The following is a 19896-nucleotide window of genomic DNA, read 5'->3' on the forward strand; positions in this document are numbered from 1 at the left end:
GCTTATGGCAAGTGGCCGAGATTTTATCTGATGGTGATTAAGCCTGCTGAACGTTGGCCGGCATGGTCCAGAAACTGTGACATCGCATCGATCTGATCATCATGAGCGCCGTTGGGGAAACGGCGAACCTCGTTCAAAAACTCTTCCAGCCAAGGGGCCTCGCGCGGCAGGAACACCAGCCCGCCTTCGATCTTGTGCGACTGAACGCGCATGCGGCTGACCTTGTCGATCTGCCCCGGATCGTAAGGGACTACGGGGTACCCATCGCTATCATCACGCAGGGTCTGGATGAGGCCGCTGCCCGCGCCCTTGTCTTCGATCAGTATCTTGTCCGGCCTGACCGTTTCCGCCAATTGCTTAATGGAATGGAGCAGCTCTGGGAATTCGACACGGCGGCGCCAGACATAATCGAGATAATAGCGGTTTTCGCTCACGCGCCACAGCATGGCTACCGACCAATCATTGCGGGCGCCTGCTTTCGTCGCTGTATCAACAGATAGTACGACCTCGCCTTCGGGAAGATACTCATAGGTGCGGAACCAGGTAGTTTTGATGACGTCGCCCTCTGGCGGTAACGGCTGCTGCTGATATTGCGCCAGAAAGGGAGCGCTCCCCATCTGCCGGCGCAGGCCGTTAAGGATCCACTGGGGTTCGCGTTGAGGATCGAGCAAATCGCCGATCCTGCGACAATGCCTACGCAGAGGATTGCGTGATAGGGTGATCTGTTGATCTTCGGTGGCGATGGCAGGCAAGCTCAGATGATACCATCCACCGGCGCGCAGCATATGGCCGGAAAGGTCATCCTCATGTTGTCGCTGCTGGACAAGAATGATCGCGCCCGTTTGCTTGTCGTCTAGGCGACTGAAGAGGGTGTTGGTGCTCCATTCCAGCAAGGCTGCTCGCGCACTTTCTGAATAGGCGTCATCCGCCTTTAGCGGATCATCGATGATGATGAGGTCACCGCCTTTGCCGGTGAAGGTGCCGCCTGTGGACAAGGCCGCCCTGAAACCTCCAGCGGTCGTGAAAAACTGCCCTAGCGCGCCTTGCCCAACAAGGGCCGTTGACGGGAAAAGCCGCCGATACCATGGAGCCTGCATGACCTGTCTGGTCTGCCGGCTGAGATAATTGGCGAGGTCCTGGTTATAGCTGACCACGATGATCTTCCTCGTCGGATCGCGTCCAAGCAGAAAGGCTGGAAGTGCGACAGAGACCATAACGGATTTCAGCGAGCGGGGAGGAAGGTTGATGATGAGCCGGTCGACCTCATGTGTGAGCACCGTCACTTCCAGGCAGTAGGCAATGGCCTCATGATGCCAGCCTGTGATCATTGACCGCCCTGGATGCAACTCGCTGAACACCTTCTGGGTGAAGGCCACGATGTCGCTGCGCAAGATGGCATCGCGCAAGCGCGCTTGCTCCGTCAGCCCCGGCTTCATTGCTTCTCTTCTTTCAGCCCTATCGCGGCGTCAGCATCAGCCGCAATATCGGTCGTGGCCGATATTGCCTGATCGTCGGCGGGTTGTTTCCGGCTGAGCCAGTAATTAATCAGCTGCGCATCTTCTTCGAGTAGGCTGGCGGTCAGATCAGGCTCAACCGAAGGGGGCTCGACTTGGGCGAACAGGCGATCGAGATACTCGGCGGCTCGTTGATCGCCTTTCAGCGCCTTCTCTCGCAGCTTAAGCAAGTTGGCCATCCGGGTGCTCACTTTTCGCTGCCGTCCCCTAATCACCACGGCGACCGGCATGTCTCGGACGGCGCATATTTCGGATTTAGCGTCACGACTGCCCGGTGGCCGCCCCGGCCGTCGCCGACCATCATTCTTTGCTAGACGGTTGGCCTTCGATCCCTCCGCATGGCCGCGGCCGTCGGGCTGACCATCCTTGCGCAACTTGATTGGCTTTGGCGGTTGACCATCGCTCATGCGGCGCCTCCAGCGATGGAGCTTCGTTCCTCACGCACTTCCGCAAAGGTCTGCCCGGTTGCCTCTAAGATCGCCTTTTCGTCGCCCAACGCCTCGAAGCGTTCGACCGCGACGTCGACAAAGCCGGGGGACAGCTCACAAAGATAGGCGGTGCGATCCACCTTCTCGGCGGCAATTAGGGTGGTACCGCTGCCACCAAAGCTGTCCAGGATCGCTTCACCCGGCGCGCTGGCATCTAGAAGCAAGTCCGCAATCATGGCGACGTTTTTGACGGTGGGATGCATAGCGAGAGCGGTGGCGCCGCCGCCGCCCTTACCTATGACGCCTGGATAGCTGAGCACATTGGACCGGTTACGCCCATGCGCGCCCAGCATGATATTGTTCAAGCCTGCACTATGACCATGCCGGAAGACGCCAACCAGCTCATGACCGGACCGATAGAAGCTGCCCATACCAGCCTGACCTTTGACCCAGACCAGCAACTGAACATAGGAAACGCCCGCTTGCTCACCCGCGGCAATGAGCTGAGCGATATGCTTGTGGTCCATGAACGCGTAGATGAACGCGCCATCCATCAGCACTGGCTGCGCCGCCTGTATGAACCGTGCCAGGAAGTCGGTAAACGCGGTCGGCCCCATCTCTCCTGCTCCCATCAGGAAATTGCCAAACTTTTTCGATGAGGAAAATGCTGCTGTGGGAAGGTCAAAGGGAGGATCGGTAACGACCTGCCTTATCTTCGCTCCCTGCGTCAGTCGCGCGATAGCTTCAGGGTGAGTGCTATCACCGCACAAAAGGCGGTGGCGGCCGCAATGCCACAGATCGCCGAAATGCGTGATGGCGGGCTTGGTTTCATCCGGTGCCTGTGTGCTATCCAGATCGGATAGCTCAGCGGTTCTACTGCGCCCGACGATCGCATCAATCTCGGCCACAGCGAAGCCGCTGTCCGAGATGTCCAGCGTTACATCCTCTAGGGCAAGTTCAGCAAATTCGAGGGCGAGGGCCCCCTCGTCCCATTCACCATGTTCCGCGACACGATTGTCGAACATGGCGAAAAGCCGCAGCTGCTCGGGCGTTAAGTGATCGAGCCGGATGACCGGCACCTCGTCAAGCTCAAGCAGCTTTGCTGCAGCCAGCCGCGCATGACCGCAGACCAGGCTCAATCGCTCATCCACGATGAGCGGGACAGTAAAGCCGATGCGACCGATCCCCGAGGCGAGCTCGCGGATCTGAGACTGAGGATGCTTGCGCAATTCGCGACGGCTGAGTGCGATGCTGTGTGGCGACACATATTCGATCGCAAGGCGAATGGAGCCGAAGTTGTTGAGTGGGATGGACTTACGCGATTTGGACTTTGCTGGCACGAATACCTCCAAGAAGAACTTTGAGAACTGCTTCAGATTTAAGCTTGAATGCGCGGTGCCCGCTCGGTGTCTCCACCGTAGTTAGCCAATTGCGCCGGCTCATAGAGCCGTCCTCGTCTTCTGGAGATCGATGCTGAGCATCTCACTCATTCAGCATTGATCGCTGAACATGCCCATTATGAAAAGCCTGCCTTGAAAATCAAGGCCATTTTTCACTTCAACCGCTGCGATGTCCATTTCCTGTTGCGGTTTTTTCCATTTTCGCGTTTCCGCGCGTGCCGCCCAGGAAGCGCGGAGTTCATGGGTTTTCGCTGCCTGCATCCCGGCTCAGATCCCACGTTTTTGCGATATTACCCATTTCTTTCCAATTCTAAGTGGAGACGGGTTCGCTCTGGACTGCGTCCTGCACCAGCTTTTCAGTAGGAACTTTCTGAAAAACCTAGCGAAAGTGCCTTTCGGCTTATGGTCGAGAGATCGCCTTGTTTATGTGCCTTTGGGCTTGATCCTGTGGGTTCCTGGTGGGTGAAGCGTGGGACAGAAACGAGGAGCGTGGTGGGTTCCCTGTGGCAGGCGGTTCGGGGGTACACGTTCGGCGGGACTGATACATAAGCAGAGCGATCGTGACGGCGATCTGAACGAACCGTGTGAGAGTGGTCGGTCTGGTGCTGCTGGGTCCCTCGGCCTAAAACGGCACGTCATCGAGATTCGCCTCTGCCTTCATTTCCTTGATATCGCGCCCGTTTATCTCAAAATCGCGGCCGGTTGTACGTTCGAGGAACTTCTTCAGCCGATTGCTCTTATTGACGAGATACATGGAATTATAGAGCTGATCGTTAGAACGGAAGGCTGTGATAATCCGTTCGCAATGAGTCTCGCTCAGCTTATCGACCGAATCCGCCATGCGTTCGAACCGAGCCTTGGCATCGATATAGTTAGGCGCTGTCAAAAAGCTGCCGATTAGGATTTCGTGCAATCGTTCCTGACGACCTAAAGCCTTGCCTATCAGCGGGAACAGATCGCTGGCCGACTGGGAGGGCTTGTCTACTTTGCCCCGTTGCGCTTGGACATGAGAAATGAACCCAGGCGGGTCTTTTTGCCCCAGCTTTAGCGAAACGATAGGCACCCCTTTCCCTAACGCAAATCCAACTTCCTGATGGCACCACATGCTTTCAGAAAAGTCATCCGTAAGGAAGACCAGCATCACCTCCATCGTTTGGAGGCCCTTCATGATTTCGGTTCGCCATTCACTTATCTCCACAAGCCTCCGGCTCTGCATCCTTGGCTACCGGGCGCGACCTTTCTTCCGGCCTCAGAGATGTTAGCAGGTGCGGCAAATCCGTTTTGGCGGTGATGTGCGTCGGCATTTTTCGGCCCATCTCCCTGTCCCTTCGGCGAGGAAGATTGTCTAGCGCTTGTCGGTCCTTTTGTCCTCTGGCCGCTGTGACGACATCTTCTGAGATGAAATATGCAATCAACGTATTGCGCATGAAAATCCACTATATGGCACGCATATATTGGGCAAATAAAAGAAATACATCGCTAAAAAGTAGATGGGTGGGCCGAAATTTACAAAAATATGACGGCGAGGCTTGCAGGGCGCCTGCGCGATCGTTAGCGGTTGTCAACATTGTGGGGCTGGCTTCTGCCAAGAAAAGGAACGCTGTCATGAAACAGGGAAAGAGTCTTTCTGCATTGTTGTGCGGTGCAGCGATGATCGTGCCGACCGCTGCCTGGGCGCAGGATGCGGCCGATGGTGGAGGCGAGATCGTCGTCACGGCGACGCGCGAAGCCCGATCGCTTCAATCAGTGCCTATGAGCGTCAATGTGGCGACTGGCGAGCAGTTGCAGAAGCTGAACATTTTCGATGCCAAGGACGTCCAGCAGCTCGCTCCGGGCCTGGAGATGACGAACGCCACGGGCCGTAACAATTCGACGACGCTGCGCGGTATCTCGTTCGATCCCGACCAGGGCACCGACCCGGCGGTCCAGGTCTATTTCAACGAAATTCCGACCGATGCGCAAACGGTCTACACGGCCCTTTACGATATCAAGCAGATCGAAGTGCTGCGCGGTCCCCAAGGCTTGCTGCGCGGTATCTCCGCCCCCGCAGGTGCGATCACCATTTCCACGGCGCGCCCCGGTTTCGATGAGATCGAAGGCTATGCGCAGACTACCGCTACCACGCGTGGGGGCTACAATGTGCAGGGCGGGGTATCCCTGCCTTTCTCTGACAAGATCGCCCTGCGCGTTGCGGCACTGGTCGACGGCAATCGCCTGAACAACGTCCGCAATGTCAACACCGGCGAACGGTCGCGCAGCCGTACTGAAAGCGCCCGCTTGACCCTGGGCCTTCGTCCAACGGACAATCTCACCGCCTATATTACCTATCAGTATCTGTACGCCGACAATAGGCAGATGCAGCAGGTCATCGGATCAGGCAACACGTCAACTTTCGAAGCTGGCCCATTCCTGGGCGGTGTTCTGGTTCCCAACTTATCAACGCGTTCCGGTCCAGCGCTGGGTGTCGATGACTATGCCGCCGTCGCAGAGGGAACGAGTCGTAATATCAATGAAAGCCACATCGTCAACCTGGCGATTGACTGGGATTTGGGTCCGGCAACATTGTCGTTTGTAGGCGCGCATCAGGATTCGCGTCTGAAAGGCCAGCGTGATCTGGATGTCGGCAATGCAGTGCCCAATTACATCTCCAGCTCCTTTGGTCCAACTCCCTTCGTATACGACACGGTCGAAATGCGCTTGGCTACGAATAACAAGGATGGCCTGGGCGGAGGCATTGGCGTCTTCTACAATAAGATGGGTGGAACGACGCGCATCTTTCAGCCGGGCGACAGCTTCATTTTCCCGTTTGAACAGAATGATAGCCTGAACACCTTGGGCGCACTGCCTTATCTGCCCATCTCCACCCAGATTACCGTTCCGGTAGATCGGAGCATTTGGTCGTTCAATGCCAATCTTAACTTTCGTAGAGGCGGCCTGACAATCGAAGGTGGCCTGCGTTACTCGATCATCAAGTCGGTGAATGTCAGCCGACTGGGTTTGAGCACGCCGGGCAACAGCTTGCTGTGCACCGGCGATCCAATTGTTGATGCTGTCTCGTTTGGCTGCTTACCGGCGTCCTACCCGGCAACGGACATCATTCCGGCCAACCTGCGCAATACGTCTGACAAGCCGATCACGGGCGGACTGACGATCAGCTACCAGTTAATGCCGTCCATCAATATCTTCGCTTCCTACGGCCACTCCTTCCGCGCCGGCAGCGTCAGCCCCGGCCTGCCGGATGGGCTGAGCGACGACCTGATCCTGACCCAGCCGGAAAAGACGGATTCGATCGAAGCGGGCGTTAAAGGCAGCTTCGCCGGGCGGCGCCTGCATTATGCGGTGTCGGTCTATTATCAGAAGCTCGATAACTTCCTTAACCGTTTCAGCGGCATCTATTATGAGTCCGCCGTAGCCGCGCCGCCCACCGGCTTTTTCGATTTCAACTATAATGGCGACGCACGGATCAAGGGGATCGAAGGATCGCTGGACGGACGGATCACGAGAGACTGGGACTTCGGCGTCAGCGCTGCCTATACTCGCGCCCGTTATCGCAACGCCCTGCTGCCGTGCAACGACTTCGCAGGAACTGGTCGCCCTAACCGGGATGGAACGGCGACCGTTACGGGGCCGGGTAATGTCAGCTTCTGTGCCAGCAATGGCCGCATCGGCGAGACGCCTGATTTCAGCCTGACCGCCAACACGGAAATCCGTTTCCCGATGGACAGCGTTACGCCGTTCCTGCGCGGGTTGTTTACGTACCGGCCCGGCTTCTATTCTGACCGGATCGATTATGATTATCGTAGCCGTGAAATGCTCAACCTGTTCGTTGGCCTTCGTGCCGAGGATAGCAAATGGGAATTCACCTTGTTTGCGAAGAATGTGCTGAACCAGAAGCGGATCGCCAACATCAGCCAGGGTAACGCGGTAATCGGCACGTCCAGCGGCGTGGACTATGACTCGGGCTACCGCACGGTCAACGTGATCAACCCACGCGAGTTTGGATTGACGGGCAACTTCAAATTCTAAGATAAAGGCAGGGCCGGTCGGATCACCAACATATGGATCCGTAACCGGCCCCAGCGGCTGGGGTCACGTGTTCGAGTGACATGTAGGCGCACCATTTCTTTTCCGCGGGGATTGTTGAAAAATATGCGAAATCCCCGCCATTCCGCGCTTTAATGGTGCAAAGATGCACTCGCTGAACGTGGAGCAATGAGGCTACGGAGACGCCGCCGCCAAGAGGCCAGCTATCAGGCTGCTCCTTAATAAAAGGGCGCCCTAAGGCATAGGCCGCTCTCAAAATCCTCCTGCGGATCGAGTAGATACCAACGCCACTTATGGTCGGCTTTCTAGTGTATACTCATCGTAATATTAATTTAATTGTTAATATTACATGCATAATATGCGCAAATTATACGATTTTTATACCGTAAATATAAATATTAATTCATATATTATTCAATAATACTCAGTATTTACATTAAATATATTTAAAATGACGCGAATATGAAATCGCATTTGTTTTTATATGACAATGTTTGTCACAAAAATGTTGTGATGGCCTCCTAATGGCGACCCCGCAAAGCATCCACTTGATGGATTTTTAAAGGGGTAATCATGAGTCGCTCTTCCACTATCCTGCTTCGGACTTCGATGAGTGCGTTGTTGCTGGGATCTGTTTCCGCTCCCGCGCTCGCCAGTGCGACAACGGCCGAGGCGACCGCCTCTGCTCCCGCCGCCGACACGGCCGACAGCGAGGGCATGGCCGCCATCGTCGTCACCGCCACCAAGCGGGAAACCGATTTGCAGGAAACGCCGATTTCCATGGCGGTCGTCGATACGCAGGCGCTGGAAAACAGGCATGTGCAGAGCATGTACGACTTCGCCGACGGCGCAGTGCCGTCGTTGCGCGTCGCGACTTTCGAAGCGCGCCAGTCGGCGCTCACCATCGGCATTCGCGGCATCGTTCCTCTCGACGCCAACCAGCCTGCCCGTGAACAGGGCGTCGGCATCTATGTCGATGGCGTTTATATGGGCCGCCAGCATGGCCTGAACGCCGCGCTGTTCGACATCGAGCGCGTCGAAGTGCTCAAGGGTCCGCAGGGCACGCTGTTCGGCCGCAACACCGAAGGCGGCGCGCTCAGCATCGTCAGCAAGGCGCCGACCGGTGAATGGGGCGGCCGGATCGAAGCGGGCGCTGGCAATTATGGTAGCCGGACTGCCGACTTCCACCTGGACCTGCCCAAGGTTGCGGGCTTCTCGGTCAAGATTGATGGCGTGATCCAGCATCAGGACGCCACCACCGAAAACCCGCTCGCGGGCCAGGTCGGCTGGAATTATTACAACCGCAAGGGCGTGCGCGCCGCCGTGCGCTGGCAGCCGACCGACACCATCACCAACGACTTCGCCTATGACGTCGCGAAGGACGAGAATACGCCCTTCTACAGCCAGCTGCTGAACTATAATCCCAATGATTGCGCCAACGGCATCCAGGCATCGCAGCCCGCCTGCACCCTGCCCGGCACGGCTTACACCAACCTGACCGGCGGCCCTGTCAAGTCCCTGCTGCCCGGCGTCGTTGTGAACGGCGACACCCGCATGGGTCAGGCCGACATCGGCGTGCCGCAGCAGGTTAGCGTCGACAAGACCCACGGCTTCACCAACACGCTGAAGTGGAACCTCGGCGACGAACTGGAGCTGCGTTCAATCACCGCATGGCGCGGCGTCGATGCAACCCAGTGGGACAATTCGGGCGGCGCACACCGTCCGCCGCTGGTAAACCCGCCGCTCGGCAGCACTGCCGCTGGCTGCACTACGGCCGCCCCCTGCGCATTCAGCCGCTACAGCCTTGCCGACCTGCGCCAGCGCCAATTCAGCCAGGAATTGCAGGCGGTCGGCACGGTCGGTTCGGTCGACTATGTCGCGGGCCTGTTCTACTTCAACGAACATGTCAGCGACGATGCCGCAACCCCCAGCTCCATGGGCGCGGTCGCCATCCGCAACGGGGCTGGCGCGATCACAGGCTATAATTACGTCACCATCCCCTTCTGCACCGGTTCGACCCCGGACTTCGCTGGCAAGGCTGTCGACGGCTGCTCGATCGACCGCGCTTCGGAAGTCTGGTCGAAGAGCTATGCCGCCTATGGCCAGCTGACCTGGAACGCGACCGACGCCCTGCACATCACGGTCGGCGGCCGTTACACGCATGACGAAAAGAAGGGCGTGCTGCATTATTCGCGCAACGTGAATTACGACACCAACCCGCCCGCTCCCAGCGTCGGCTACCAGCCGCTGGATGCAAGCTGGAACCGCTTCAACCCGATGGCGACGATCGCCTATGATGTCAGCAACGACCTGCACGTCTACGCGAAATATGCGACCGGTTATCGTGCTGGCGGCGCAAGCTCGCGCACGTCCAACTATCAGGCGTTCGATCCTGAAGATGTGAAGTCCTACGAAGTCGGCCTGAAGTCGGACTTCTGGAACAACCGCGCCCGGTTCAACCTGGCCGGTTACATCATGGACCGCAAGGACAGCCAGGTCGACATCAGCTCGATCCAGTTTGTCGGCAACACCAGCTTCAACAATCTGGTCACGATCAACGCGCCCGGCACCACCAAGATCCGCGGGATCGAGGCGGACCTGACGCTGAACCCGGTCGAGGGCCTGACGCTGAATGCATCCTACGCCTATACCTACACGAAGATCCCGCCGGTGTTCATCAACACGACGGGCGTCTATCAGAACTTCTACATCGTGTTCACGCCGCGTAACGCCGCGAGCGGGTCGATCGACTACAGCCTGCCGATCGGCAGCGAAGACACGAAGCTGAAGTTCCACTTCGACGGCAACTATTCGCAGGCTACCCAGGCCTTCGACCAGTTCGCGACCAAGAATGACAGCTCGCTGATCTTCAACGGCCGCATCTCGCTGGCGGACATCGGGACCGGCAATGGCCGCAACCTGACGCTCAGCCTGTGGGGCCGCAACCTGTTCAACGAGCAGCATGTCTTCCGCCGCGATCCGTCGAACAGCCTGCCGGCTGCTCCGACGAACAGCACGACCACCGGCGACATCAAAAACGTGCTGGGTGACTATGGCAACTTCAACGCGCCGCGCACCTTCGGCATCGAAGCGTCCGTGAAGTTCTGATCATCTGATCTTCGCAACCTGTTGTGGCGCGCCGCCTTTCGCGGCGCGCCATTTTTTATGCGGTTGGCAGAATAATCGAAACCTGGAGGCCCGGCTGCGCGTCGCCCAGTTCGATCGAGCCGCCATGCAGCCGCGCGATCGATGCGACCAGCGGCAGGCCGAAGCCATGCCCCTTGACGTCGCCGCTGCCGGACAAGCGGCCGAAGCGATCCAGCGCTTTCGTGCGATCCGCAGGCGCGATGCCGGGACCGTTGTCGGACACGATCAGAGTTGCCCAGCCAGCCGACGCGCCGGAGAGGGTGATGTATATTTCCGAGTCCACCGGGGTGTGGCGGATCGCGTTTTCCACAAGATTGACGATCATCTGCGATAATAGCTGGGCGTCGCCGTGGACGATGACAGGCTCCAGGTTGAGTTCTGCTATCGGATGCCCGCTGTCATCCAGCACGGCATCCAGCGCCTCGACGCATTCGGCGACGAGATCGGCAAGGTTGATTGCCGCGAAATTCTCGCGCCGTGCCCCGCTGTCGATTTCGGCGATGCGCAGGAGCGCCGAAAAGAGGTTCAGCAATCCGTCGGCCTCGGCCTGTGCTTCATCAATCCTGTCGCGCACGGGCGCGGCCTTCGGGTCATGGGCGATAAGGTTCAGCTGGTTGCGCAGGCGCGCCAGCGGCGTCCGCAATTCGTGCGCGACCCCATTGGTGACGTTGCGAATTTCTTCCATCAGATGATTGATGCGATCCAGCATGCGATTGAAAGCCTGCGCCTGTTGACCGAAAGCCGTTTGAGAATTGCCTCCGGGCACACGCTGCGACAGGTCGCCTTCGAAAATCGCATCGACGGTGCGGCGCATCTCGATGATCCTTTGGCGGATGATCAACGTGAAAGTCGTCGCCGCCGCCAGCGCGATCAGGATGATCGAGCCGAAGCCCAGTAGGTAGATGCGCTTGCGGGCCGCGTTGTAATTATCAAAAGGTTCCGTTTCGGCGATCACCGCCAGCTTCAGTCCGCCGCCCAAATCCCGGACTATGACGCGGCCGTGGGAAAGACCCTTGATATCGTCCGCCAGATCGACATTGGAGATGCCGAGGGGCAGGGGCCGGGACACACGCACATTGCCTGCGATCTGCCGTCCATTTTCTATCAGGATGAAGCCAAGATCGGCGGTGTCGCGGTCATGTGCCGCGATGCGGATGCGGCGGCTGATCCCGCTGACGGTCAGCCCTCCGCCCTCGGGCGCCAAAGTTTCGCTCATGCCTGTGATGCGCTGCACCACCATATGGTCGATGGTTCGCAGCGTCGCGAAGTAGATGCCAAAGCCCGTGGTCAACGTGGCGAGGACAAAGAAGAACAGAAAGACGAGCGTCAGTGTACGCAAGGACCGGGAAATCACCCCGGGATCATATAACCCAGTCCGCGAATAGTCACGATAGGATCGTCACCGCCAAATTCCATCAACTTGATGCGCAGGCGGCGAATATGGGCTTCAACCAGATTGGTGGCCGGTTCGAAATCATAATTCCAGACCCGTTCCAGCATCATGGCGCGGGTAACAGGCGTACCCGCATGACGGACCAATTCCACCAGCACCTTGAATTCGGTCTTCTGTAACCGCAGCGCCTGCCCATCGCGCCAGGCGCTGTGGCGGGAGGGGCTGACCACGAGATCGCCCGCGCGCAGCGTTTCGTTGGCGCCCTTGTCCGTCCATTCCCTTGCTCGCACCAGCGCGTTGAGCCTGGCGTTCAATTCGGCCGGATCGACCGGCTTCACGACATAATCGTCAGCCCCGTTCTCCAGCCCCTCCACCTTTTGCCGTGATTGGCCGAGCGCCGTCATCATGATGACGGGGGTCAGAATATTATGTTCGCGCAATCCTTTGAGCAGTGTCACGCCGTCGATCATCGGCAATATCCGATCAAGGATGATAGCGTCGAAATGCTGCGCGGCCACCATCTGGTTGGCGCATCGACCGTCTCCGACAATTGTGGAGTCATGGCCGAACACGCTGAGTTGCTCAAGCAACTGCGTCGCAAGTTCCTCGTCATCCTCGACAATCAATAGGTTCAGAGACAATGGTCGGTCCCGACAGTGAAGCCCTGCATGGGTCTTCCCTATGACGATCGAGTTTCAAATCGATGACAATCGAGCAGGACGTTGAGCCGACGCTGGACCATCGGCGTGCGTATCCCCTGCCTCGGCGTCAGATGAAGCTTTTGCGAGAGAAGAGGTCAGGGAGTCCTGGCCGATTGGCCATGCGAGCCGAGCCTCATGGCGCGCCCATCAACGTGCGGACGACGAGAAAGAAGACCGAGGGCACCACCAGACAACCGAGCCCGGTGTGGAATGTGGCCGTCAATGCTCCATAAGGCACGAGCCGACGATCGGTCGCCGCCAGCCCGCCCGACACGCCGCTGACCGTGCCCATCAGTCCGCCGAATACCATGGCGCTGCGCGGGTTGTTGAGGCCGATCGTCTTGGCGACGAAGGGCGTGCCGATCATCACCAGCACAGCTTTGAAGACACCCGTCGCGATCGACAAGGCGATGACCGACGAACTGGCCCCCAAGGCGGCGCCGGTCACTGGTCCGACGATGTAGGTAACCGCGCCTGCGCCGATCGTCGTCAGTGAAACGGGATCGGTAAAGCCATAGGAATAAGCCACCGCGAGGCCCACGATGAAGGGCAGTACCGTGCCGAGCGTCAGGGCGACCGCCCCGATCAGTCCGGCCTGCCGCGCCTTTGCCACATCGACTTCAAAAGCGGTCGCGACGATCGCGAAATCGCGGAGCATTGCGCCACCCATGATGCCGATGCCCGAGAGCATCGGAATGTCCGACAGTCCGCTCTTGCCGCCCGTGGCGATACCGCCGACGAAAGCCAGCGCAAGCCCGATGATGATCGCGATCGCCGATCCATGGATCCGGCCGCCCGTCAGATAGCGCGATATCCAGCCGGACAACCACATCACCAGCCCGACCAGAGCGAAGGCGACAATCAGGCTATTGGCATCGGCCACATGATCGATGATGGCGGATAAGGACGTCATGCGACGGCACTCGACGCGAGAGCCTTCGCCGCTGCCTCGCGCGCCTCGATCTCGTCCATTGTTTCGGCGTCCTGGTCCATTCTGCCGATGATGGCCACCGCGGCAAAGCAGACAGCCACCTCAAGGATGGCGGCGATGGCGACCAGCGGCCCCGATTTGACGGCGGCGACCACGTTCTGGTTGGCCGCCATCGCCACAACGATGGGGATATAAAGGGTGCCCCAGAATTCGACGCCAAGCATCACGCCCCTGTTCATGGCTCCGCGCCGCGCCAGCCATAATCGGGCGGCGATGAGCATGATCATGGCGATGCCGACGCCCCCCACATTGGCTTTCACGCCCAGCAGGGCGCCAAGGAGGTCTCCGCAGAACGCACCCACCAGCGTGCAGATTGCGAGAAGCGCAACGCCCGAGATAGTCACTGCGTCACCACTGAAGCAATGTGCGGCAGTTCAGCGAAAAAGGGCTTTCCCCCATATATCCCATGCATGGTCCGTTCCCCCATTCCGCCGATCACATCTCATATTGCGGCTGTTCAATCATCGTGTATGCACGACCTTCGAAATCCGCAATCCTTGGTACGAAGCGTGGGAAAATCTGGCGGTGTGACACATACGCCGATGTTCATCACATTCTCGGGAAACGTTCGGGCTCATCTTTGCCGAGCCTCTGTGAAAGCTGCCTGACATGACCAATCTTTACACCAGCCTCCAAGCCTGCTTCCCGGAGGACCGCCGTCGTCCGTTCGCCCATATGCTGGATGGAACGGTCATCAGTTACGAGGATGTCGAGGAGCGTTCGGCCGCCTTCGCCAACGCCATCGGCCAGCTGGGAGTGAAGGTCGGAGACAGGGTTGCGGTGCAGGCCGAAAAGAGCATCGACATGCTCATGCTCTATCTGGGTTGCTTGCGGACGGGAGCTATCTTCCTGCCCCTCAATACGGCCTATACGGCCGGCGAGCTCGACTATTTCATGCGTGATGCCGCCCCGGCGCTGTTCGTCTGCGATCCAATGAACCGGGCCGCGATTGCCGGCCTTGCGAGCGAGGCCGGGGTTGGCTGCGTGGAAACCATGGGCAGCGACGGCGACGGCAGCCTAGCCGACCTGGCACGGGAAAGTCCCAACCGATTTGCGACAATCGACCGGGACGATAGCGATCTTGCCGCCATCCTCTATACGTCCGGCACCACAGGCCGGTCGAAGGGCGCGATGATAAGCCACGCCAATCTGGCGTCCAATGCGATGACGTTGCGGGATTATTGGCGCTATACGGCGGATGACGTTCTGCTTCACGCGCTTCCGATCTTTCATACCCACGGGCTGTTCGTGGCGACCAATGTCGTGCTCGCATCGGGCGCGTCGATGATTTTTCATCCACGCTTCGATCTGGAGGCGGTGTTGCGATCGCTTCCGGCAGCGACGACCATGATGGGCGTGCCCACCTTCTACATACGCCTGCTCGGCGATCCACGCTTCGACCGGGCGCTCGTGCAGCATATGCGTTTGTTCGTGTCGGGATCGGCGCCCCTTTCCGCCGACATTCACCGCGAATTTCTGGAACGCTCCGGTCACGCCATTCTGGAACGCTATGGTATGACAGAGACGAACATGAACGCGTCCAACCCCTATGACGGCGAACGCATCGCGGGGACCGTGGGCCTGCCGCTGCCGGGAATTTCGATCCGCATCACGGACCCCGAAACTGGCCAGGTGCTGAAACAGGGCGATGTCGGGATGATCGAAATCGCCGGTCCCAATGTGTTCCAGGGATATTGGCGCATGCCAGAAAAGACCGCCGCCGAATTTCGCGACGGCTATTTCATGTCAGGCGATCTGGGATTGATCGATCAGCAAGGCTATGTCTCCATAGTAGGGCGCGCCAAGGACCTGATCATTTCTGGCGGGTACAACATCTATCCGGCCGAAGTCGAAGCCGCGTTGGACGAACTGGAGCAAGTCCATGAATCGGCGGTCGTGGGCGTGCCGCATCCTGACCTGGGCGAGGGTGTCGTCGCCGCGATAGTCGCGCGCGATCCGTCCTTCACCGACCAATCGGCCATCGCTGCAGCACTGGCGGACAGGATCGCACGCTTCAAGCAGCCGAAAAGGTTCGTGTTCGTGCAAGAATTGCCCAAGAATACGATGGGTAAGGTCCAGAAGACGGTACTACGGGAAACCTATCACGATAGCTTCAAGGCGAGTTGAAGGGTTAAAGGTTCCTCAAATGTCCTGTTATTGCTGAGAGGAGGGGCGTTCCGGGGATGAAGCGTTCAGAGCCTGGTCAACCGCACCGCGCCAACCCTTGATGAAGCGCTCCCTCTGGACAGCGGGTAGTGTTGGGCTAAACCGCCGGTCGGGCCTCACCCGCGACACAGCTTCGGGGAGTGCCGTCCAGACCCCCGTCACCGATCCGGCAAGGAAGGCGGCGCCCAGTGCCGTGGTTTCGATGTTGGCGGGCCTGATGATCGTGAGATCAACTATGTCGGCGAGGAATTGGCACAACCAGTCGTTGGCTACCATTCCGCCATCCACTTTGAGCTCATCAGGCTGGACCTCGCTGTCGAGCGCCATGGCGTTCAGCAAGTCCGCGCATTGGTAAGCGACGCATTCCAGCGCCGCGCGCACGATATGTTCAGAACCCGTGGCGAAGGTCATTCCCGTCAGCATGGCCCTTACATGTGGGTTCCAGTGCGGAGCGCCCAAGCCGACAAAGGCGGGGACCAGATAGACGCCGCCATTATCGGGCAAGGACCGCGCCATGGATTCGGTCTCGGCGGCCGTGGCGACCAGGCCTAGCTTGTCCCGCGTCCATCTGACGGCTGCGCCCGCAACGAAGAATGCCCCTTCGATCGCGTAGCTGACGTTTCCATTGGAATAGCATGCGACAGTGGACAGCATCCGGTGCTTCGACCGGCAAATCTGCCCGCCTGTGTTGAGCATCGCGAACCCGCCCGTTCCCAGCGTGACCTTTGCGCCGCCTCTGTTCAGGCACCCCTGGCCGATCAATGCGGCCTGTTGATCCCCAACCATTCCCGCGATGGGCAGCGACACACCCAGAATATTCTTGTCCGATGTCCCGAAGAGGCAGTCATTCTCACGCACTTCAGGCAATATCTGCATCGGGATGCTGAACATTCGGCACAGGTCCGGGCACCATGCCATCCGGGCAATGTCGAACAGCAAGGTGCGGCTGGCGTTGGTTGCGTCGGTCGCGTGCACTTTTCCCGCTGTCAGGCGCCATAGCAGGAAAGAGTCGATGGTGCCGAAGGCCAGTTGCCCCTGTTCGGCGCGATCGCGAGCGCCGGGGATTGTTTCGAACAGCCAGGCAAGCTTGCTGGCCGTAAAATAGGAATCGAGCAGAAGGCCGGTGCGGCTCGTGACGTCAGGTTCGTATCCATCCGCGATGAACCGGCTGCAAAGATCCGCGCCGCGCCTGTCCTGCCAGACAATGGCCGGATGGATGGGCTGTCCGCTTTCACGGTCCCACAATATGCAGGTTTCGCGCTGGTTGGCGATCCCGATGGCGGCGACATCCAGCCCCGTGCGATGCGCCTCGTCCAACGCCTTACGCGCGGTCGCCACGACGTCGCGCCATATCGCTTCGGGATCATGTTCGACCCATCCGTCGGCCGGATAATATTGTTTTAAATCAATCTGCGCGGCGCTTCGCACGGTGGCTGTTTCATCGATCAGCAGCGATCGGGTGGATGTGGTCCCCTGATCGATCGCGAGCACCGCCTTCATTCTTCCCCTCCGCGTTTGCGGTTCAGGCCTTGTGCCTTGTCGCGCGGGGCGATGTTGAGGCTCACGACTTACGCTGCTGCTCGATCAAGACTGCCTGCTGCCATCGCCCCGGCGCCTTGTCCAAGCGATGGATGCAGCCAGCCCAGCAGCACGGACGCCTCTTGCCCTCCAACAGTTCCTCGCGGGTTCGTTCAATGCGGCGCTGTCGGGTCTTTGATTGCTTCGCGTCATTCACCCAGCAGATGAATTCATTCCTGCCAAGCGGCGTAAGGCTTTCCCACAGCGCCAGGATATTAGCATCTGATCGCAAGGCAGCCTGAAGGTCTTCGTCTGCTTCGTGGACAGTGCCGTGTAGAAACGCGTTCACTACGAAAACCTCCGGGACATATGGCTAGCGCCAGAATTCCCTTTTCGCAACGCTGGGCGTGCCCACAAGTTGGGACGGTTGCGTTCAGCTTATGCAGCTTCTGGCCCTCCGGGACCTGGTGGATGATGAGCCACCCCGGATGGGAGCTCGCAGCGACCGCCCTGGCCTTCTTTCCTCTCTTGAAGGCGAACTATCCTCTGATCCCATTCCATCAAGGTGATGAAGGGATCAGAGCAAGGTTGTCACGCATGGTCATTCCACGGCGACAGCGATCCGACTAGAAGGAAACCCGCGTCTGGATACCGAATTCACGACGCTGGTCATAGTTCGGAAGGCGTTTAAACCAGATAATGGTGCGTACCGTTCCTTCAAGACTTGGGGCCTTAGGTGACTACAGCCTTGAGCACGATGCGGCGCAGCAAAACTTTGTTGTCACTGGGCCGCTTCCTTTGCCTAATCAGATGGCTATAGAGGCGGACTTCCGGGAAGGAGCGCTATGCAGCGAAATCTTTCGCGGATTCACAAGCAGGGGTAAAGCGTTGCGCGATTATCAGGCTGATTTCATTGTCGTGGGAAGTGGGGCGGGTGGCCTGGTCGGCGCGATTGCCGCCAAGTTGAACGGCCTCAATCCGCTGGTCATCGAGAAAACCGAATGTTGGGGCGGGACGAGCGCGCTTTCTGGCGGCGGGGTCTGGATACCCAACAATCCGCTGATGCAGCGGGACGGGGTGGAAGACAGTTTCGAGGCCGCGCTGACCTATATGGAAGCGACCATCGGGGATGTCGGCCCGGCGAGCAGCAAGGCACGCAAGGTCGCCTATTTGAATGTTGGTCCGCAGATGGTGCTGGCACTGGAACAGCAGGGCCTTGGTTGGGTCCGGGCACCAAGATACCCCGACTATCATCAGGATCAGCCGGGCGCGCGCGTGGGCCGGACGCTGGAGGGTGTGAACTTCGACGGTAAAAAGCTGGGCGACTGGCTCAAGACGATGCGCAAATCGGAAATGCCATCGATGGTAATGGGCACCGACGACGCGCCCGTGATACCGGTGATGTTGCGGTCGTTAAAGGCGTTCTCCAGGTTCATGGGTATCATCGCGCGCACGGCCGCCTGGCGCGTACGTGGGCGCGAACCGTTGTGCCTGGGTGGGACGTTGATGGGGCAGCTGATGGTCATCGTTCAGCGCCTGGGCATACCCGTCCTTCTCGACAGCCCGCTCAAGTCGCTGATCCAGGACGGCGATAAAGTGGTGGGCGTCGTGATCGGCGAGGGGGAAGCCGAACGGCGGATCATGGCGCCGCGCGGCGTGCTGCTGACCACCGGCGGGTTTGCGAAGAACAGCCAGTATCGCAAGCAGTTTCAGGAGGTCGGCGGCGAATGGAGCCCGGCCAGCCCCGGCGATACCGGCGATGCGCACCAGATCGGCGCTGAGGTCGGCGCAGAACTCGCCCTGATGGACGCTGCCACATGGTATCCCGTGTCGATCCTGCCGAATGGCACCATCAATGTCGGCATCTGGGAACGCACCTTGCCCGGATCGATCATCGTCGATTCTTCGGGGCAGCGCTACACGAATGAGGCGGCGTCCTATGTCAACGCCGGGCGGGCCATGCTGGACCGTGACAAGACCGTGGGAGCGGTGCCGAGCTGGCTGATCTTCGATGCCCGCTATCGCAGCCGCTATTTCTTCGGGGACACCCCGCCGGGGATGAACGGAGAACTGGTGAAAAACGGCTTCTTCATCAAGGCGCCAACGCTTGACCAGCTTGCCGCGAAAATCGGGATCGATGCGGCGGGCCTCAACCGGACGGTCGAGCGCGTGAACGCCATGGCTAAAACCGGCGTCGATGAGGATTTCGGTCGTGGCGATAATGTGTACGACCAATATTATGGCGATCCCGGCAATCAGCCGAACCCGTCCTTCGGCCCCATCGATAAGGCGCCATTTTACGCAACGCGCTTTTATCCCGGTGACCTGAGCACCAAGGGGGGACTGATGGCCGACGAACATGCGCGGGTGCTGCGCGCGGACGGCAGTGTTATCGAAGGGCTTTACGCGGCAGGCAACTGCGCGGCCCCGGTTATGGGCAGGACCTATCCCGGCGCGGGCGCGACGTTAGGTCCGGCTATGGTATTCGCCTGGATTGCGGGTCAACACAGCGCAGCGGCGTCTGCGTAAAGATTGGGCCGGGCCAGCGATCTTTAGGGCAATGGGCGCCGTCGTCGCGTAGATGCGCGAGACGA

15 protein-coding genes are annotated in these 19896 nt (G+C 59.1%); 4 read left to right on the forward strand and 11 right to left on the reverse strand.

All coding sequences use genetic code 11. The features are described from left to right. Positions 1 to 23 precede the first annotated feature (23 nt). From terL to AC6JBC_RS03900, 5 genes are all read right to left on the reverse strand, one after another. The gene (terL, locus tag AC6JBC_RS03880) at positions 24 to 1436 is read right to left on the reverse strand and encodes a phage terminase large subunit (protein ID WP_247230458.1); all 1413 of its coding nucleotides are present in this window, start codon (positions 1434 to 1436) and stop codon (positions 24 to 26) included. After that, positions 1433 to 1921, reverse strand: coding sequence for a hypothetical protein (locus tag AC6JBC_RS03885; protein ID WP_498025491.1), 489 nt, complete (start codon positions 1919 to 1921; stop codon positions 1433 to 1435). The genes terL and AC6JBC_RS03885 overlap by 4 nt, the downstream gene beginning before the upstream one ends. After that, complete coding sequence (locus AC6JBC_RS03890; RefSeq protein WP_498025492.1) at positions 1918 to 3282, reverse strand: site-specific DNA-methyltransferase; 1365 nt, start codon at positions 3280 to 3282, stop codon at positions 1918 to 1920. The genes AC6JBC_RS03885 and AC6JBC_RS03890 overlap by 4 nt, the downstream gene beginning before the upstream one ends. A gap of 150 nt (positions 3283 to 3432) precedes the next feature. Next, positions 3433 to 3603, reverse strand: coding sequence for a hypothetical protein (locus AC6JBC_RS03895; RefSeq protein WP_247230463.1), 171 nt, complete (start codon positions 3601 to 3603; stop codon positions 3433 to 3435). Positions 3604 to 3964: 361 nt separating this feature from the next. Beyond that, a complete protein-coding gene (locus AC6JBC_RS03900) occupies positions 3965 to 4492 on the reverse strand; it encodes a hypothetical protein (protein WP_498025493.1) in 528 nt (175 codons plus the stop codon). A 455-nt stretch (positions 4493 to 4947) separates the two neighbouring features. Between AC6JBC_RS03900 and AC6JBC_RS03905 the strand changes: the two genes are divergently transcribed. Next, positions 4948 to 7368, forward strand: a complete 2421-nt coding sequence (locus AC6JBC_RS03905) for a TonB-dependent receptor (RefSeq protein WP_498025494.1) — start codon at positions 4948 to 4950, stop codon at positions 7366 to 7368. Positions 7369 to 7959: 591 nt separating this feature from the next. Beyond that, positions 7960 to 10494, forward strand: coding sequence for a TonB-dependent receptor (locus AC6JBC_RS03910; RefSeq protein WP_498025496.1), 2535 nt, complete (start codon positions 7960 to 7962; stop codon positions 10492 to 10494). A gap of 55 nt (positions 10495 to 10549) precedes the next feature. Here the strand turns inward: AC6JBC_RS03910 and AC6JBC_RS03915 are convergent, their stop codons facing one another. The 4 genes from AC6JBC_RS03915 to madL form a co-directional block, all read right to left on the reverse strand. Then, positions 10550 to 11872, reverse strand: a complete 1323-nt coding sequence (locus AC6JBC_RS03915) for a HAMP domain-containing sensor histidine kinase (protein ID WP_498025497.1) — start codon at positions 11870 to 11872, stop codon at positions 10550 to 10552. Between the two features lie 11 nt (positions 11873 to 11883). Beyond that, positions 11884 to 12567 (reverse strand): response regulator transcription factor, encoded by a 684-nt coding sequence (locus AC6JBC_RS03920; protein ID WP_498025499.1) that lies wholly within the window; start codon positions 12565 to 12567, stop codon positions 11884 to 11886. A 193-nt stretch (positions 12568 to 12760) separates the two neighbouring features. After that, positions 12761 to 13540, reverse strand: a complete 780-nt coding sequence (gene madM, locus AC6JBC_RS03925; protein ID WP_498025501.1) for a malonate transporter subunit MadM — start codon at positions 13538 to 13540, stop codon at positions 12761 to 12763. Continuing rightward, on the reverse strand, positions 13537 to 13962 hold the full coding sequence (gene madL / locus AC6JBC_RS03930) for a malonate transporter subunit MadL (RefSeq protein WP_498025502.1): 426 nt from the start codon (positions 13960 to 13962) through the stop codon (positions 13537 to 13539). The genes madM and madL overlap by 4 nt, the downstream gene beginning before the upstream one ends. A 265-nt stretch (positions 13963 to 14227) precedes the next feature. On the opposite strand from madL, the gene AC6JBC_RS03935 reads away from it, so the two are divergent. Then, entirely contained in the window at positions 14228 to 15745 is a 1518-nt protein-coding gene (locus tag AC6JBC_RS03935) for a malonate--CoA ligase (RefSeq protein WP_498025504.1), read from the forward strand. A gap of 27 nt (positions 15746 to 15772) precedes the next feature. On the opposite strand, the gene glpK is transcribed toward AC6JBC_RS03935, so the two are convergent. Both glpK and AC6JBC_RS03945 read right to left on the reverse strand, forming a co-directional pair. Then, positions 15773 to 17284 carry a glycerol kinase GlpK gene (gene glpK / locus AC6JBC_RS03940; RefSeq protein ID WP_498025505.1) on the reverse strand — a complete coding sequence of 504 codons (1512 nt, stop codon included), beginning with the start codon at positions 17282 to 17284 and terminating at the stop codon, positions 15773 to 15775. A gap of 61 nt (positions 17285 to 17345) precedes the next feature. After that, positions 17346 to 17651, reverse strand: a complete 306-nt coding sequence (locus AC6JBC_RS03945) for a YdeI/OmpD-associated family protein (protein ID WP_498025506.1) — start codon at positions 17649 to 17651, stop codon at positions 17346 to 17348. A 539-nt stretch (positions 17652 to 18190) separates the two neighbouring features. On the opposite strand from AC6JBC_RS03945, the gene AC6JBC_RS03950 reads away from it, so the two are divergent. Next, positions 18191 to 19831 carry an FAD-binding protein gene (locus tag AC6JBC_RS03950; RefSeq protein WP_498025507.1) on the forward strand — a complete coding sequence of 547 codons (1641 nt, stop codon included), beginning with the start codon at positions 18191 to 18193 and terminating at the stop codon, positions 19829 to 19831. Positions 19832 to 19896 lie beyond the last annotated feature (65 nt).

The organism is Sphingobium sp. RC1, assembly GCF_059738765.1.

Excerpts from the sequence above, each read along its gene's own strand:
- AC6JBC_RS03905 (WP_498025494.1), top strand. The coding sequence starts at position 4,948 with ATGAAACAGGGAAAGAGTCTTTCTGCATTGTTGTGCGGTGCAGCGATG.
- AC6JBC_RS03910 (WP_498025496.1), top strand. The coding sequence starts at position 7,960 with ATGAGTCGCTCTTCCACTATCCTGCTTCGGACTTCGATGAGTGCGTTG.
- AC6JBC_RS03895 (WP_247230463.1), bottom strand. The coding sequence starts at position 3,603 with ATGCAGGCAGCGAAAACCCATGAACTCCGCGCTTCCTGGGCGGCACGC.
- glpK (WP_498025505.1), bottom strand. The coding sequence starts at position 17,284 with ATGAAGGCGGTGCTCGCGATCGATCAGGGGACCACATCCACCCGATCG.
- AC6JBC_RS03935 (WP_498025504.1), top strand. The coding sequence starts at position 14,228 with ATGACCAATCTTTACACCAGCCTCCAAGCCTGCTTCCCGGAGGACCGC.
- AC6JBC_RS03900 (WP_498025493.1), bottom strand. The coding sequence starts at position 4,492 with ATGGAGGTGATGCTGGTCTTCCTTACGGATGACTTTTCTGAAAGCATG.
- madM (WP_498025501.1), bottom strand. The coding sequence starts at position 13,540 with ATGACGTCCTTATCCGCCATCATCGATCATGTGGCCGATGCCAATAGC.
- terL (WP_247230458.1), bottom strand. The coding sequence starts at position 1,436 with ATGAAGCCGGGGCTGACGGAGCAAGCGCGCTTGCGCGATGCCATCTTG.
- AC6JBC_RS03885 (WP_498025491.1), bottom strand. The coding sequence starts at position 1,921 with ATGAGCGATGGTCAACCGCCAAAGCCAATCAAGTTGCGCAAGGATGGT.